Genomic DNA, 15072 nt, shown 5'->3' on the forward strand with positions numbered 1-15072 from the left:
TAACTGATCGGCATTACCCAGTGGGTGCCTTTTTTGATCGTGTTTCGCTTTGCTATGAAAGCGACGCCAAACGGATTGTTACTCTGCTTGGTGGATACTCTCTTGAATCGTCAAACGTACTTCTGGGTAAAGCATTGAGTAGAGAAGCTTAGCGAATTGCTGAGTCTTTTCTAAATCACAGTTACCATCGTTATCCAGATATTGCTGCTGTTTCAGAGTTGCAAACATCGATGCAAACACGCCTTTATCGAAGAACTCTGGTGCATTGATGCCTTGTAGACGACCAAGTCGCTGTGCAATGTCTTGGCTCTTCTGTTCAAGATCGGATTTATCCAGGTCAGGATTCTCTGCCAACAGGTTTAGAGCAATCGAGTAGCGCTGTAGCGTCTCTGAAATCGTACGACCTAATAGCATCAGTGCTTGGCTGTTTGATTGGTTGATGGTGACTTCGTCATCAGAAATCACAAGCATACCTTGGTTAACCAGCTCTTCAATGATGTTAGAAACCACGCCTTCAAGCTTATCTTCTTCGTAGCTTAGGAATAGCTCTTTCTTCAAGAACGGGTAGATAGCAGCAACGTTCTCTTGAATCGCGTCAATCGATAAACCGCGCTGACGAATGGTCATCTGTGCAATTAACGATGGCAGAGCAAACAAGTGAATGATGTTGTTTCGGTAGTAGGTCATCAGAATTGACTGGTGACGGTCTAGTGAAATGATGTCGCCCATTGAGTCTGATTCAATCAAGAACTTGTTAAGTGATTCAGCATGTTTTACCAATTCTTCAGCGCTGTCTTTTGGCACTGTGAACGTTGCCGAATATGGAACGTTCTTAAGCAGAGACAGGTAGCAATTGATCTGAGAAACCAAAGAGTCACGAGACAATGCGCGCTGTCTTGAAGCCAATAGTGCCGTTGCACAAAGGGTCAGGGCATTGGTTGCTGCCGCATCGTTAATGTGCGTCATCATTTTGGTCGCTAAGTCATTAACCACTGGGTTCATCCATTGTGGCTTGCTGGTGCCCATTGGATCGATGTCTTTGGTCCACTCTGGTGAGTGCTCATTCAGGTATTGGTTCAGTTGAATCGGCTCACCGAAGTTCACGTAGCCTTTACCAAAGTTACGCAGCTTACGAATGGTACGAATCACCAAGCTCGCGTTTTCTTTCTCTTTACGCTTACCTCGAAGCTCTTTCGCGTAAGTCGCTACTTCCATAACGTGCTCGTAGCCAATGTACACAGGAACCAAAGTCACCGGACGGTTCATACCGCGCAGCATTGCTTGGATTGTCATCGCTAGCATGCCCGTTTTCGCTTGCAATAGACGACCTGTACGAGAACGACCACCTTCACTGAAGTACTCTACGGAGTAACCTTTAGCGAACAATTCCGCTAGGTATTCACGGAAAATCGTCGAGTACAGCTTGTTGCCTTTGAAGCTACGACGAATAAAGAACGCACCACCATGACGGAAAATAGGACCGGCAGGGAAGAAGTTCAGGTTGATACCCGCAGCGATGTGCGGAGGCACCATGCCTTCGTGGTAAAGCACATAAGAAAGCAGCAAGTAGTCCATGTGGCTACGGTGACAAGGCACGTAAACAATCTCGTGACCATCTTGAGCCAACTTACGAACCGTTGAAGCGTTGCTGATATGCAGGCCTTGGTACAGCTTATTCCATAGCCAACCGAGAATCTTCTCACCACGCTTGATCAGCGAATAAGAGAAGTTCGCAGCAATCTCGTCCATGATGTCTTGAGCTTCTTTGCTCGCTTTCTCGATCGAGATGTTCTTTGCTTGTGCTTCGTCTTCAATCGCTTTCTTGATCGCTTCTGATTTTAATAGGCGATCAAACAGAGCTTGGCGGCTTGGCAGGTTAGGACCTGATGCAGCAAGCTTTTGGCGAGAGAAGTGAATACGTGCCACGCGCGCCAATTTGTGCGCGATGGTGCTGTCGGTGCCGTGCGAGTTAGCCATGTAGCGTAGAGAAACCACTGGGCTGAAACGAACCAGACAGTCACGACCGGCTAGCAATACAGCTTTTGATTTCTCTAAGCCGTTCATTGCCTGTAGGTAAGGCTTCTGGTTATTCTCTTTACCAGGCTTACGTCCCCACAGCACTGTAGCAGGGATAACTTGAACATCGAGTTCAGAGTCGTCAGCGTGCAGTGAAAGCAATTCAGAGAACACTTCAATTGAAGAGCTTGGTACATAATCATCGTCTTGCAGCAGAGTTTTGCGAGAAGAGATGAAAACGTAGCGTTGCAGTGATTTGCCGTTGATTTCAAGCTTGCTCAACGGATCAGGTAGGCCTAATTCAAGTGCATGTTTTTGCAATGTAAGAATGTCTACACTTGAGCGAAACGGTAAGGCGTATACAATCGGTTTGCTCAAATCAATGTTCAAATCCTCAACAGGGTTTGAAGGAATTGATGTGCCCTTTACCAATAGGGATAAAGGTAGCTTCATTAATGAACGTGAAAAAGATTGTCCAGAAGACATATAGGTTCACTGCCTCAATAGTTATTTCAATGTGCTGAAGCGTATCTCTATTTCTATGATAAAAAGGATAAATCCTATGAGTGAAATAGGGATAAGCCTAGGCGTAAATTTAATCGATGCAAGAATACCAGAAACTGGTCTAACCTTTTAATGGAAATAGTCATATTGCCGTTAAGTTTGTGGAAAATCATTCATCGACTGATTGAGTATAGGGTTAAAAATGACCAAAAAATCAAACACCGGATTCAAACGCATCATCAAAGCAGCAGGCTTTTCATGGCAAGGCATTACGAGTTCGTTTAAAAACGAGGCTGCATTTCGACAAGAAGTGTTCATGGCGGCCGTGCTTATTCCGTTGGCATTTTACCTGGATGTAAGCCAGGTTGAACGAATCTTAATGATCTCATCTGTGGTATTGGTGATGGTTGTCGAGCTAATCAATACCGCGATTGAAGCGGTTGTCGACCGAATCGGCAGTGAGCATCATGAGTTATCTGGAATGGCGAAAGATGTCGGCTCGGCAGCGGTTTTCATCTGTTTGGCACTCGCAGGTTATGTGTGGCTAGAGATCTTGTTTTTGTAATTTGCTAAAAATGAACTAAAAACAACCAATTGCTTTGCTTTTGTTCAGTTACTGGATATACTCACAGTCAACTGTATAAAAAGACAGGTGAATCATGAAGCCGTTAACGCCCCGCCAGCAACAAGTCTTTGACCTTATCAAAGGTAAGATCGAAGATTCCGGTATGCCACCGACACGTGCAGAAATCGCGCGTGAACTAGGCTTCCGTTCTGCCAATGCTGCAGAAGAACATTTGAAAGCTCTTGCTCGTAAAGAAGCGATTGAGATTATCCCGGGTGCGTCTCGCGGTATTCGTATTTTGCTTGAAGATGCAGCAAACGAAGAGCAAGGTTTACCATTAATCGGTCAGGTTGCCGCTGGTGAGCCTATCTTGGCTCAAGAGCATGTAGAAATGCATTACCAAGTTGATCCAGGCATGTTTAAACCACAAGCTGACTTCTTACTTCGTGTAAATGGCGAAAGTATGAAAGACATCGGTATTATGGATGGTGATTTATTAGCTGTTCATAAAACACAAGATGTCCGCGATGGTCAGGTTGTAGTGGCTCGTGTCGATGATGATGTAACGGTAAAGCGCCTAGAACGTAAAGGTTCAACGGTTCTGTTACATGCTGAAAATGAAGAATTTTCTCCAATCCATGTCGATCTAGAATCTCAACACTTGTCTATTGAAGGGCTTGCGGTTGGTATTATTCGCAACACCGACTGGATGTAGCCAGTACAAACAGCTTATTGATATTTATTCTCAATAACTTGTTATTGTAATTGATATTTATTATCATCTTCTTTGTCGAGATACAAGGAAGATGATGATGTCAAACCCAACCAAACCTCAAATGAAGCCGCTTACTCGTAAGCCACGCTCCTCTGTTCAAAAGGCTTCTTCTGAACAAGGGTCTGCACACCAAGAATTCCAAGTTCCGACCAATCTCGTTCAACACCTTTGGTTTCGTAGTCGTGAAAGCCTAGCCGATGACGGTCTCGTTTATGATCCTATCGCAGCTCAAGCCTGCAAGCGTTGCCAGCTCGCACCAGAATGTCTTACTGGTGAGCTCGATCAGCAACAACTTCTCTACGCAACACTGACTCAACTTTGTGACTCTCAAGTTCAACAATTTCTATCTCACAACCCAGATGCTTGGATTATTAACGTGGGAGCAGGGCTTGATACCCGTTTCTACCGTTTAGATAATGGACGCTGCCATTGGGTTGAGCTGGATATGACCGAGAATCTGCTTTGGCGACAACGTTTGTTCCACAAAAATGAACGCTATCGTTTAGAGTGTGGCTCTGTTGATGACTTAACTTGGTTAGATGAACTTAACATCCCAGAGCAAGCGTCGGTGATGGTGGTATGTGAACATGCTTTGCTGGATTGTAATGAACAACAGACGGCGAACTTTATTCAGTCTCTCAGCCGCTACTTTACTCATGCACATGCGTGTTTAGTATTAGCTGGAGATAAAAGCTCTAGCGCTCTTGGGCAAAAGCTCGGTTCTGGAAAGTATGCGCATGGCCTATCTTCTCCGGTAGACAGCGTTCTTAATTGGCTGCCATGGACGCAATGGGTAAAAGCGTTTTCTCCACTAGACCAGCAATGCAATCGTTGGAAATTGTGGCAGCGACTTCTTTGTAAGATCTCTCAGGTCAAAAAACGTTTAACGCCGCAGTTAGTACTCGTTAAGTGGTAAACCTAGTGGTTCTGTATTTCGAGTAATTGAGTACATAGCCGGTATAAGTAAAATTCCACAACATAGTGAAAGCCCACCCACTAGGTTAAACTATCGCCTCTAATCTAAGAGGTGATCGTGAAGCTATTTAATCCCCAAACTATTTTTCAAACTCTATCCAATCAGGCGATGCACAAAAAAGTGCTGTTGCTCGCGATCCCGATGGTTCTCTCTAATATTACTGTTCCACTGCTGGGCTTAGTCGATGCGGCGGTTATCGGTCACTTAGAGCATTCTTGGTATCTCGGTGGTGTGGCATTAGGTGGCACAATGATCAGCGTGACCTTTTGGCTGCTCGGTTTCTTACGCATGTCGACAACAGGGCTAGCCGCACAATCTTATGGTGCGAATGATGGAAAGCAACTTGGCTTAGTCTTCGTGCAAGGCGTGACCATGGCCTTAGGGTTTGCTGGTGTCTTCTTGCTTTTACACAGTCTAGTCGCCGATTTAGTTTTCTCATTGAGTAGCGCCAGTGAGCAAGTTAAGCACTATGGTCAGCAATATTTCTCAATTCGCGCTTGGAGTGCACCTGCTGCGCTCACTAACTTTGTGATTCTAGGTTGGCTACTTGGAACCCAAAATGCCAAAGCGCCAATGTGGATGGTGATCATCACCAATATCACCAATATCGTTTTGGATATCGTTTTTGTTATCGGTTTAGGGTGGCAAGTGGAAGGTGCAGCATTGGCGTCTGTAATGGCCGATTATGCCGGTCTAACATTTGGCTTGATTTGTGTTTATCGAATCTGGATTAAGAGACAACTGCCTTCGCCATGGGATTTGCTTAAGAAAACCAGTCAAGGCTTGAGTCGTTTCGTAAAATTGAATCGCGATATCTTTCTCCGTTCATTGTGCCTGCAAGCTACTTTCACTTTCATGACTTTCCAAGGAGCAAGCTTTGGCGATGATGTCGTGGCGGCTAATGCGGTATTGATGAGCTTTTTGATGATCATCTCTTATGGGATGGATGGCTTTGCTTACGCGATGGAAGCGATGGTCGGTAAGGCGATAGGAGCGAAAGATAAAGATGAGTTAAATCAGTCGTTGATTGGCACCTTCTTTTGGAGTTTCAACATCTGTTTGGTACTCACTATCGTGTTTGCGAGCGCCGGGTCTAGCTTGATTAATATGATCACCACAATCCCAGATGTAAAAAGCCAAGCTGAGGTGTACCTACCTTGGTTGATCGCAATGCCACTGGTTTCAATGTGGTGCTTCTTACTCGATGGTATTTTTGTTGGAGCAACTAAAGGCAAGGACATGCGTAATAGTATGTTTGTCGCGACCTGCAGCTTCTTTGCTATTTTCTTCCTAGCGTCCAGTTTAGAAAATCATTCTCTGTGGCTTGCGATGCTGAGTTTTATGGCAATGCGTGGTATTGGTCTTGGTGTGTTATTTGTTTCTCAGTGGAAGAAGGGCGAATTCCTCGCTTAGTTCTAACGGGTACAAATAGAAGATGTACAGACTAAATAGCATTTAGAACATCATGATCTAATTACTTTAGTTGCTATATTTTTCAATGGCTTAAATGAAAACAGCAAGCTCATGGCTTGCTGTCTATGTATTTAGCCTATGGGTGGTCAAATACTCCTGTTAGTTCTTTATTTAGAACAAACGGTTAAGGCCGTTAAGAGCGGCAACACGATAAGCCTCTGCCATCGTTGGATAGTTAAAGGTGGTATTTACAAAGTACTCGATGGTATTTGCTTCACCTTTCTGCTCCATAATCGCTTGGCCGATATGGATGATTTCAGCGGCACGCTCACCAAACACGTGGATACCCAAAATCTCTTTGGTTTCACGGTGGAATAGGATCTTCAAGCTACCAATATCTTTACCGGCGATTTGAGCTCGAGCTAAGTGTTTGAATGAAGAACGTCCCACTTCGTACGGTACTTTAGCTGCGGTAAGCTCTTGCTCGGTTTTACCTACTGAGCTGATCTCAGGGATGGTGTAGATGCCGGTTGGAATGTCTTCAATTAGGTGACCTTCAGCTTCGCCTTTGACAATAGCTTGGGCAACAAATCGACCTTGGTCATAAGCCGCGCTCGCTAGGCTAGGGTAGCCAATCACATCACCGACAGCGTAAACATGGTCAATATTGGTTTGGTAATTAGTATTTACTGAGACTTGCCCACGCGAGTCCGCTTCTAAGCCAACAGCGCCAAGGTTCAGTTTATCGGTATTACCCGTTCGACCATTAGCATACAGCAGGCAATCAGCACGCATCTTTTTGCCAGATTCTAAGTGAATAATCACGCCATCATCAGTGCCTTCAATTTTCTCAAAGGTTTCATCGTTACGAATCACGACGCCACTGTTCCAGAAGTGATAAGAAAGTGCATCTGAGGTTTCATTGTCTAGAAATGACAACAGACGATCACGAGTATTGATAAGATCGGTTTTTACGCCTAAACCGCGGAAAATCGACGCGTATTCACAACCAATAACGCCAGCACCATAGATGATGATGTGTTGCGGGTCGTGTTTAAGAGAAAGAATCGAGTCGCTGTCGTAAATACGTTCATGCAGGAAATCGACATTATCTGGTTGGTAAGGACGAGAACCCGTAGCGATAACAAATTTGTCTGCACTGTAATGTTCTTCAGTGCCATCGCTTTGCATTACTGAGACAGTGTTGGTATCAATGAAGCGCGCCGTACCAAATACTAGTGTGCATTGGTTACGGTCGTAGAAGCCTTGGCGTAATCGAGTCTGCTTGTCGATTACGGATTTAGCATGACCCAAAATGTTGGAAAACGTTGAGTGAATGCTTTTGTTGTTCTGACAAAACAGTGGATTGTTGTTGAATTCGATAATACGGCTTACGGCATGACGCAGTGCTTTGGAAGGAATGGTTCCCCAGTGAGTACAACCACCACCAACACTGCTCTCTTTCTCAATGATTGCAACGTTCAACCCGGCTTTGGTTAATCCCATCGCTGCCCCTTCTCCTCCGGGGCCACTACCAATTACGATTACATCAAAGTGGTTGGAGTGCGGCATAGATATCTTCCTTGTTATATTTGATTAACATTGCTTTAGCGAGATTTTAACTGATTCTGTTCTTTGGTACATGAAAAGGGCATCAGAGAGTCGGTGGGATCACGCAGTGTTATCGAAAAAATAATATTTGGTATGTCGTATGTCTCCAAATGACAGTGTGGATATTGAAATTTTTTCTTTGAACGTATTTACTTCGGTACGTGAACAAAGAGGTATGTTTAGTGTCTTATATAACCAGAGTGCCTTATATAAATAAGTGATTCGCGTTATATTGAACAGAGTATTAGACATGCCTGTTTAGGCTGTAAAAGAAGAAATTGATAAAGTATGAAACCAATGGGCATTCGCGCACAGCAAAAAGAAAAAACTCGTCGCAGCTTAATCGATGCTGCATTTAGCCAACTCAGCGCTGATCGTAGTTTTTCCAATCTAAGCTTGAGAGAAGTCGCTCGTGAGGCTGGAATAGCACCGACTTCCTTTTATCGTCACTTCAAAGACATGGATGAGCTTGGCTTAACCATGGTTGATGAAGGTGGCTTACTGTTGCGCCAGTTAATGCGTCAAGCTAGGCAGCGCATAGTAAAAGAAGGCAGTGTGATTCGTACATCGGTTGAAACCTTTATGGAATTCATTGAAAGCAGCCCTAACGTATTCAGACTGTTATTGCGAGAGCGCTCAGGAACTTCATTTGAGTTTCGTGCAGCGGTAGCTCGTGAGATACAGCACTTCTCTGCTGAGTTAACCGAATATTTGATAACGACTGGCATGACAAGGGACGAAGCTTTCACTCAAGCTGAAGCCTCGGTCATCTTAGTCTTCAACTCAGGGGCAGAAGCATTAGATTTAGATCGACGTCAGCGAGATGAATTGGCTGAACGCTTGATCATGCAATTGCGAATGATGGCCAAAGGAGCTTTTTGGTATCGTAAAGAACGTGAACGTAACCGATTAAAAGGCGGGATTGAATAATGTCGAATGAAAATAATACTGTAAACCGTGGTTCTGAAAGAAAGACACTCGTACTTGCTGTTGTAGCCGGTGTGTGTGGTGATGCATTGTTATCTTGGGTAACAATGAGCGAAGTGGGCTTCTCTATTTTTCCGCTTATCGCTTTAGTTTTGGCTGTACAAGCGCTTTACCAAGAATACCTAACTAACCCAGTATCTGAAGATATTCCATTAGTAGGTTTAGCTTGTTTCTTCGTGGGTGCATTTGGTCACTCGGCTTTCGTGAAGGCACAACACCCTGATGCTGGCTCAAACTTCTTTGCGATTATTGTCGCGATGTTGCTTCTTGCATGGGTAGGTAAGAAACTCGGCTTTATCGGCAAAACGGCTTAAGCTGATTTAGAAATTAAAAAAACGAGCCAATGGGCTCGTTTTTTTGTATTTGCTGTTTGCCTTAGACCGAGAAAGCGAGACTTATGCTTTGCGCTCTAAGAATACACCCGCTTCCATGTGGTGGGTGTAAGGGAACTGGTCAAACAGAGCAAAACGAGTGATATCGTGTGTTTCGCTTAAGATCTCTAGGTTCTCTTTCAACGTTTCAGGGTTACAAGAGATGTACATGATACGCTCGTAGCCTTGAACCATCTTACAAGTATCTACATCCATACCTGAACGCGGTGGATCAACAAAGATAGTGTTGCAGTTGTAGCTCTTAAGATCGATGTTCGCTTGCTGTAGACGACGGAATTCACGCTTGCCTTCCATTGCTACGGTAAAGTCTTCCGCAGACATACGAATAATCTGAACATTATCAATCTTGTTCGCCGTGATGTTGTATTGCGCAGATTCTACTGACGGTTTCGCCAGTTCAGTTGCCAGTACACGCTCGAAGTTTTGTGCTAGCGCTAATGAGAAGTTACCGTTACCACAGTAAAGCTCAAGCAAGTCGCCTTTGCTGTCCTGAGTACAGTCGACAGCCCATTCCAGCATTTTCTCTGCTACTTTGCCGTTTGGTTGAGTAAAGCTGTTCTCTACTTGTTGGTAGATGTAGCTATCAACATTCACGTCTAGCTTTTCAATTACATAGTCGCGATCCAGTACAATTTTCATCTTACGCGCACGACCAATCAGGTTTAGGTTAAAACCTTCATCGTTTAATTGCTGCTTAAGTGCTTTAGCATCTTGAATCCACTGTTCACCTAATTGGCGATGGTAAAGCAGTGACACCAAAATCTCGCCGCTTAATGTAGAAAGGAAATCTACTTGGAATAGCTTATGGCGTAGAGAGTGGTTGTCCTTCATTGCATCTGTTAATAGAGGCATTAGGTCATTGATAAGACGGCTAGCTGCAGGGAACTGGTCTACGCGGTATTTTTCTTTAGTCTCTTGATTGAACATGACGTAATACATATCGTCACCTTCATGCCACACGCGGAACTCAGCACGCATGCGGTAGTGTTGTTCTGGAGATTCATACACTTCCAGCTCAGGCACATTATATTCTGAGAACATTTCAGTAAGACGTTCAGTCTTTTCTGCCAGTTGTTCTTGGTAGCGTTGCGGGTTTACATCTAAATTCGCCATTGTTATGCCTTTTGCTGTCGTGCTTTTAAATCAAGAGCGCAGATTTTATTCAATCACAGGCGCTTGTCCAGTGTTGAGAGCCAATCAGTGTAAATAGGCCATGAAAACTATAGCTTATAACTATCTTAGACTAGACAAATGATTCAGAGGTCAATACTATCTTCGGCAAGCTGGTGCCATTTGGATGTATAGATGGCTGAAGAGGGAATCTGGTGCGAATCCAGAACTGACGCGCAGCGGTAAAAGAGAACAAGTATTCATAAGACACTGCAAATAGCTTTTTGTGGGAAGTCGAATACAAGGTAACCATAAGGTTGTGCTCTTGAGTCCGAATACCTGCCAGCGGCCAAACCATAAATGTGGTTTGGTAGGACTTTACGCGATTTAGGATCACAACATGAACAAATCCCTTTTAGCGGTTGCTGTAGCATCGCTGCTTTCACCTATCTCCAATTTACACGCCCAACAAGCATCTGCCGACGAAACCATGGTGGTTACGGCTAACCGTTTTGAGCAAAGCACCGAAAGTGTTGTCGCTCAAGTTGAGGTTGTGACACGTCAAGATATAGCTCGTATTCAAGCTAAGTCACTAACTGATGTATTCAAACGATTAACGGGCATTCAAGTTACACAGAATGGTGGTAGAGGCCAGCAAGCTTCGATCTTTGTTCGAGGTGCTAACTCTGATCAGGTTCTTGTGTTAATTGACGGCATTCGTTTTGCTCGCGCTGCAAAAGGTGGTGTTGATTTCAGCCAGCTGCCAATCACATTTGTTGACCGAGTCGAGTATGTACGAGGCGCTCGTGCTGCTATGTATGGTTCAGAAGCTATTGGTGGTGTGATTAATATCATTACAGTTGCCAGTTCTGACAATGAAGAAACGGTAGTGAGTGCGGGATTAGGCAGCCGTGATTATGAAGAGTTAAGTTTTGTTAGTGGTACAAAAGTTGGCGAAAATGGTCATTTGAATGTATCGGTTGGTTACGATTCTGATGAAGGCTATAACGTTCACCCCATGCCCGGAGTAAACGATGGCGACCGTCATGGGTTTGAATCACGTAATGCTTTGATCGGGTACGTACATAACTTCGACCAACAGTGGAGTGGCTTTGCGAACTTCCGCATGTTTGAAACCATTTCTCAATATGATGGTTCGTATGTTGATTTTAATACCGGTAACCCAGTCCATTCTTACAAAGAAGCTGAAGTTCAAAATTCTACCTTTGCTACTGGTGTTAAATATAGTGGCAGTGAACTTAAGTCTGATTTCCTAGTTAACTATCAGAATCAAGATAACTGGAACTACGAACAGTCTTTAGGCAAGAACTCGGCGTCAGCAACATCTGATGAGCTTGAACAGCTAAATGTTCAGTGGGTTAATTCATACAAACTAACTTCGGCACTGACTCTTAGTGGCGGTGTAGATTGGCGTGATGAGGCTTATATTGTTAAGCCTTCGAATACTGAATACGACAGAACGAATGTTGCGTACTTCGCTGCATTAAACGCAGATGCGGATAAAGTGTTTGGCGAGCTGAGCGTCCGTGTGGATGACAATGAACAGTTTGGTACCGAAACCACTTACAACACAGGGTTAGGCTATCGTTATGCTGAGTGGCTTGTCGTGAAGGCAGCTTATGGCACATCCTTCAAGGCACCTAACTTATATCAACTATACAGCTACTACGGTAATGCACAGTTAGAAGCTGAAAAGGCAGATTCATTCGAGCTGACTTTTGGTGGCTTAATCAAGGATGTTGATTGGTCGATTACTGGCTATGACACGAACGTCGAAGACTTAATTGATTACAACTACGCGACAAGCAAGTACTACAATACCGATGGCGAAAGCCAACTACGTGGTGTGGAAATGGTCGTTGGATTTGATACTAGCTTTATTAATCATCAAGTGAGCGCTAACTTTCAAGACCCAGAAGATCAATCTGGTGATCAATTGATACGCAGAGCTAAGAAGATTTACAAGTATAATGCAGTGGCTAGTTTCGATGAGGTTGATGTTTCGCTAGGCTACCAATATGTAGGTGAGAGACCGGACTTCTCTGAAGATCTTGCTGCGTATGGTCTGTTTGATGTTTCGGTGAATTACTATGCGAATGAAAACCTTACTTTAAATGGTCGAGTGGATAACTTAACTGACGAAGAGTACGAGACTGCTGGTGGATACCCATCACCAGAGCGTACATATTACGTAAATGCTACTTACCAATTCTAATTAACACCTAAACCGCCTTCGGGCGGTTTTTTCTTATTGGGTATATCAATGAAAAAGAAAGTCGTCATAAGCTGGTCATCAGGTAAAGACTCTACCTTAACCCTAGAGCGTTTGCTTGAGAATGCCGAGTATGAAGTTGTTGCTCTCTATACTACATATGTTGGAGATGAAGTGCCTTTCCAGGTAACTCCTATTGATGTGGTTGCCATGCAGGCACAATTAATCGGTTTGCCACTCATCACCATAGAGCTTCCGGAAGTCTTCCCAAGCAATGAGATTTACCAAAGTACGATTGTCTCAGCATTGAAAGGGTCTGGCTTATCAATTGATGCCGTGGCATTCGGCGATATGTTTTGCAATGGTATTGCTGACTACCGAAGAAGTTATATAGAACCTGCGGGTTGGGAGTGTGTATTTCCTCTAATGGGAGAGAGTAGCCAAGCGCTGGCTCAAGAAATCATAAATAGAGGAATCGAAACCTTTCTCGTCACAGTTGATAGCGATGCATTAGACATGAGCTATTGCGGGAAAGAATACACGCCTGAACTAATAGACAGTTTGCCAAGTCATGTCGATCTATGTGGTGAAGATGGTGAGTTCCATACACTAGTGACGTCAGCACCGTGTTTTAAAGGAAAGCTCAAGATAGAGTTAGAAAAGGTAGAGCAAGGTGAGCGTTTTGTTCATCAACGCTATCAGGCTTGCATTATATAGAGTGAGGATTGGCGAAAACTAAGCGAAGGAGTATCATTGCAGCGAAACTTATTATAGGTAATCGTTGTGTCGGATAGTCTACAAAAAAACATATTGGTCTTTGATTCTGGAGTTGGCGGTCTGTCTGTATATAAAGAGATAAGCCAGTTACTACCAAATCACAACTATATCTATGTATTCGATAACGAGGCTTACCCATATGGTGAGCTCGATCAGCAAGTCCTCATTCAGCGAGTCCAAAGTATCGTGGCCAGTTTTGTGGCTAGTCACGCTATTGATATTGTAGTGATAGCTTGTAATACGGCCAGTACGATAGTCCTTCCTACACTTCGCGCTAATAATATTATCCCCATTGTTGGTGTTGTCCCGGCAATCAAGCCAGCTTCGTTACTGGCTAATAAAGCGGTTGGCCTTATTGCAACCCCTGCGACGATTACTCGCGAATACACACACGAGCTCATTAAAAATTTCTCGAGTAATAAAAGAGTAGAGCTGTTGGGTTCTACTCGGCTGGTGGATATGGCCGAAGAGAAACTTAGGGGCGAGGAGATTAGCCTTGAAGAGTTGCAGAAAATCCTTCGACCGATGATAAACACAATTGATGTGGCCGTATTAGGATGTACCCATTTCCCACTGATCAAATCAGAGATTCAACAAGTACTAGGTGAAAGTGTAGTGCTGATAGATTCTGGTAAAGCGATAGCTAAGCGGGTTCAAGATTTGTTGGGTTTGGAAAGCATTAATAAAGAAGGGGGAGTGCGTGAGGTTTTTTGTAGTGCACTTCCTAAAAAAGAAAGTGCACTAAATAGTATGTTAAAGCAGTTAGAGTTTAGCTCAGTTCAGATTCGTCCGCTTCAGGATGTTTAGGATCATTTGCAACACGTACTTTTAAAGTTCGTTGCATGTAATCTTTATCGTTAAGTGCAGAGATTGCATGATTCACATCATTACTTGCCATAACAACAAATCCAAAGCCTCTTCTTTTACCAGTACGTTTGTCTTTCATTAAACGTACTGCAAATACTTCACCATGCTCTGAGAATAATTCACGTACATGTGATTCGTTCGCTTTGTAGGGAAGGTTACCCACATAAAGTGTTTTGGTTGAAGCCTTAGGTTCTGAATCTGATTTTGAGTCGGTGCTTGAAAAGTTAACAACAAAAGCGGAAGCCAAGACACCAAGGATAAAGGTAATTGCAGGCGATATATCTACCTGAGAGAAAACAATGCCGCCTAATACAGCCAGTGCGACAATTAACAACATCGATTTTTTTGAGTTCATATCGGAATACTACATATTAATAAACGAAATAGACGCATCTACCATTAACAAAATAGACACATGAATCTTACGTTCATGGCTTCCATTTTTCCAATGTATTGCTGTGATACGTCTCAAATGTTTAGTTTTTATTCGAAAAATGCGGATCTGGTGGCTTTTTAGGCGAACAAAACTTTTATTTCAAAAAGCCCTTGTGCTCCATCTCAATCTCTCTATAATGCCGCCTCACCGACACGGAGTGAGACGAAAGTCACACAGCGAAATCGGTAGAGAAAAAGAGTTTGAAAATAACCCTTGACTCTCAAAGTGGTGCAGGTATAGTACGCACCCCTAGCGACTGAGATGTGAATCACAAAACGCTAGCGCTCTTTAACAATTTAAACCTATCAATCTGTGTGGGCACTCGTTGATGAATATCAAAACGTTATTACTTAGGTAATAGCAGTTACTTCGGTAACAAAATTGATTTCAATGAACTGAGTGACCAATAC

At 43.6% G+C, this 15072-nt stretch carries 13 protein-coding genes and 1 riboswitch; of the genes, 9 read left to right on the top strand and 4 right to left on the bottom strand.

Translation table 11 applies throughout. From position 1 onward, the window contains the following. Positions 1-78: 78 nt before the first annotated feature. On the bottom strand, positions 79-2502 hold the full coding sequence (gene plsB / locus BCV39_RS13475; RefSeq protein WP_102319725.1) for a glycerol-3-phosphate 1-O-acyltransferase PlsB: 2424 nt from the start codon (positions 2500-2502) through the stop codon (positions 79-81). A gap of 220 nt (positions 2503-2722) precedes the next feature. On the opposite strand from plsB, the gene BCV39_RS13480 reads away from it, so the two are divergent. The 4 genes from BCV39_RS13480 to dinF all read left to right on the top strand — a co-directional run bounded on the left by BCV39_RS13480 (position 2723) and on the right by dinF (position 6249). After that, positions 2723-3085 (top strand): diacylglycerol kinase, encoded by a 363-nt coding sequence (locus BCV39_RS13480; protein WP_048615036.1) that lies wholly within the window; start codon positions 2723-2725, stop codon positions 3083-3085. Positions 3086-3179: 94 nt separating this feature from the next. After that, positions 3180-3800: a transcriptional repressor LexA gene (lexA, locus tag BCV39_RS13490; RefSeq protein WP_019820514.1), complete on the top strand. Its 621-nt coding sequence runs from the start codon at positions 3180-3182 to the stop codon at positions 3798-3800. 97 nt (positions 3801-3897) lie between these two features. After that, positions 3898-4776 carry a class I SAM-dependent methyltransferase gene (locus BCV39_RS13495; RefSeq protein WP_102431405.1) on the top strand — a complete coding sequence of 293 codons (879 nt, stop codon included), beginning with the start codon at positions 3898-3900 and terminating at the stop codon, positions 4774-4776. Between the two features lie 117 nt (positions 4777-4893). Further along, entirely contained in the window at positions 4894-6249 is a 1356-nt protein-coding gene (gene dinF, locus BCV39_RS13500) for an MATE family efflux transporter DinF (RefSeq protein WP_170960829.1), read from the top strand. Between the two features lie 171 nt (positions 6250-6420). On the opposite strand, the gene sthA is transcribed toward dinF, so the two are convergent. Continuing rightward, complete coding sequence (sthA, locus tag BCV39_RS13505; protein WP_102431404.1) at positions 6421-7821, bottom strand: Si-specific NAD(P)(+) transhydrogenase; 1401 nt, start codon at positions 7819-7821, stop codon at positions 6421-6423. A 327-nt stretch (positions 7822-8148) separates the two neighbouring features. Between sthA and fabR the strand changes: the two genes are divergently transcribed. Next, complete coding sequence (gene fabR / locus BCV39_RS13515; RefSeq protein WP_010438693.1) at positions 8149-8790, top strand: HTH-type transcriptional repressor FabR; 642 nt, start codon at positions 8149-8151, stop codon at positions 8788-8790. After that, entirely contained in the window at positions 8790-9161 is a 372-nt protein-coding gene (locus BCV39_RS13520; protein ID WP_004736696.1) for a YijD family membrane protein, read from the top strand. Before fabR ends, BCV39_RS13520 begins: the two co-directional genes overlap by 1 nt. A gap of 81 nt (positions 9162-9242) precedes the next feature. On the opposite strand, the gene trmA is transcribed toward BCV39_RS13520, so the two are convergent. Further along, positions 9243-10352: a tRNA (uridine(54)-C5)-methyltransferase TrmA gene (gene trmA, locus BCV39_RS13525; RefSeq protein WP_102431403.1), complete on the bottom strand. Its 1110-nt coding sequence runs from the start codon at positions 10350-10352 to the stop codon at positions 9243-9245. 154 nt (positions 10353-10506) lie between these two features. Continuing rightward, a riboswitch (cobalamin riboswitch) is annotated at positions 10507-10711 on the top strand. A gap of 38 nt (positions 10712-10749) precedes the next feature. Between trmA and btuB the strand changes: the two genes are divergently transcribed. From btuB to murI, 3 genes are read left to right on the top strand one after another with little or no spacing between them, the layout of a single operon-like run. Further along, complete coding sequence (btuB, locus tag BCV39_RS13530) at positions 10750-12585, top strand: TonB-dependent vitamin B12 receptor (protein WP_102431402.1); 1836 nt, start codon at positions 10750-10752, stop codon at positions 12583-12585. Positions 12586-12633: 48 nt separating this feature from the next. Then, positions 12634-13299 carry an ATPase gene (locus BCV39_RS13535; protein ID WP_102431401.1) on the top strand — a complete coding sequence of 222 codons (666 nt, stop codon included), beginning with the start codon at positions 12634-12636 and terminating at the stop codon, positions 13297-13299. 60 nt (positions 13300-13359) lie between these two features. Next, a complete protein-coding gene (gene murI, locus BCV39_RS13540; RefSeq protein ID WP_102431400.1) occupies positions 13360-14166 on the top strand; it encodes a glutamate racemase in 807 nt (268 codons plus the stop codon). Here the strand turns inward: murI and BCV39_RS13545 are convergent. Then, positions 14129-14581, bottom strand: a complete 453-nt coding sequence (locus BCV39_RS13545; RefSeq protein ID WP_017061054.1) for an RNA-binding protein — start codon at positions 14579-14581, stop codon at positions 14129-14131. The two genes, murI and BCV39_RS13545, sit on opposite strands and share 38 nt — an antisense overlap. Between the last annotated feature and the right edge of the window lie 491 nt (positions 14582-15072).

Source organism: Vibrio sp. 10N.286.55.E10 (assembly GCF_002872555.1).
GTDB classification, from domain to species: domain Bacteria; phylum Pseudomonadota; class Gammaproteobacteria; order Enterobacterales; family Vibrionaceae; genus Vibrio; species Vibrio crassostreae.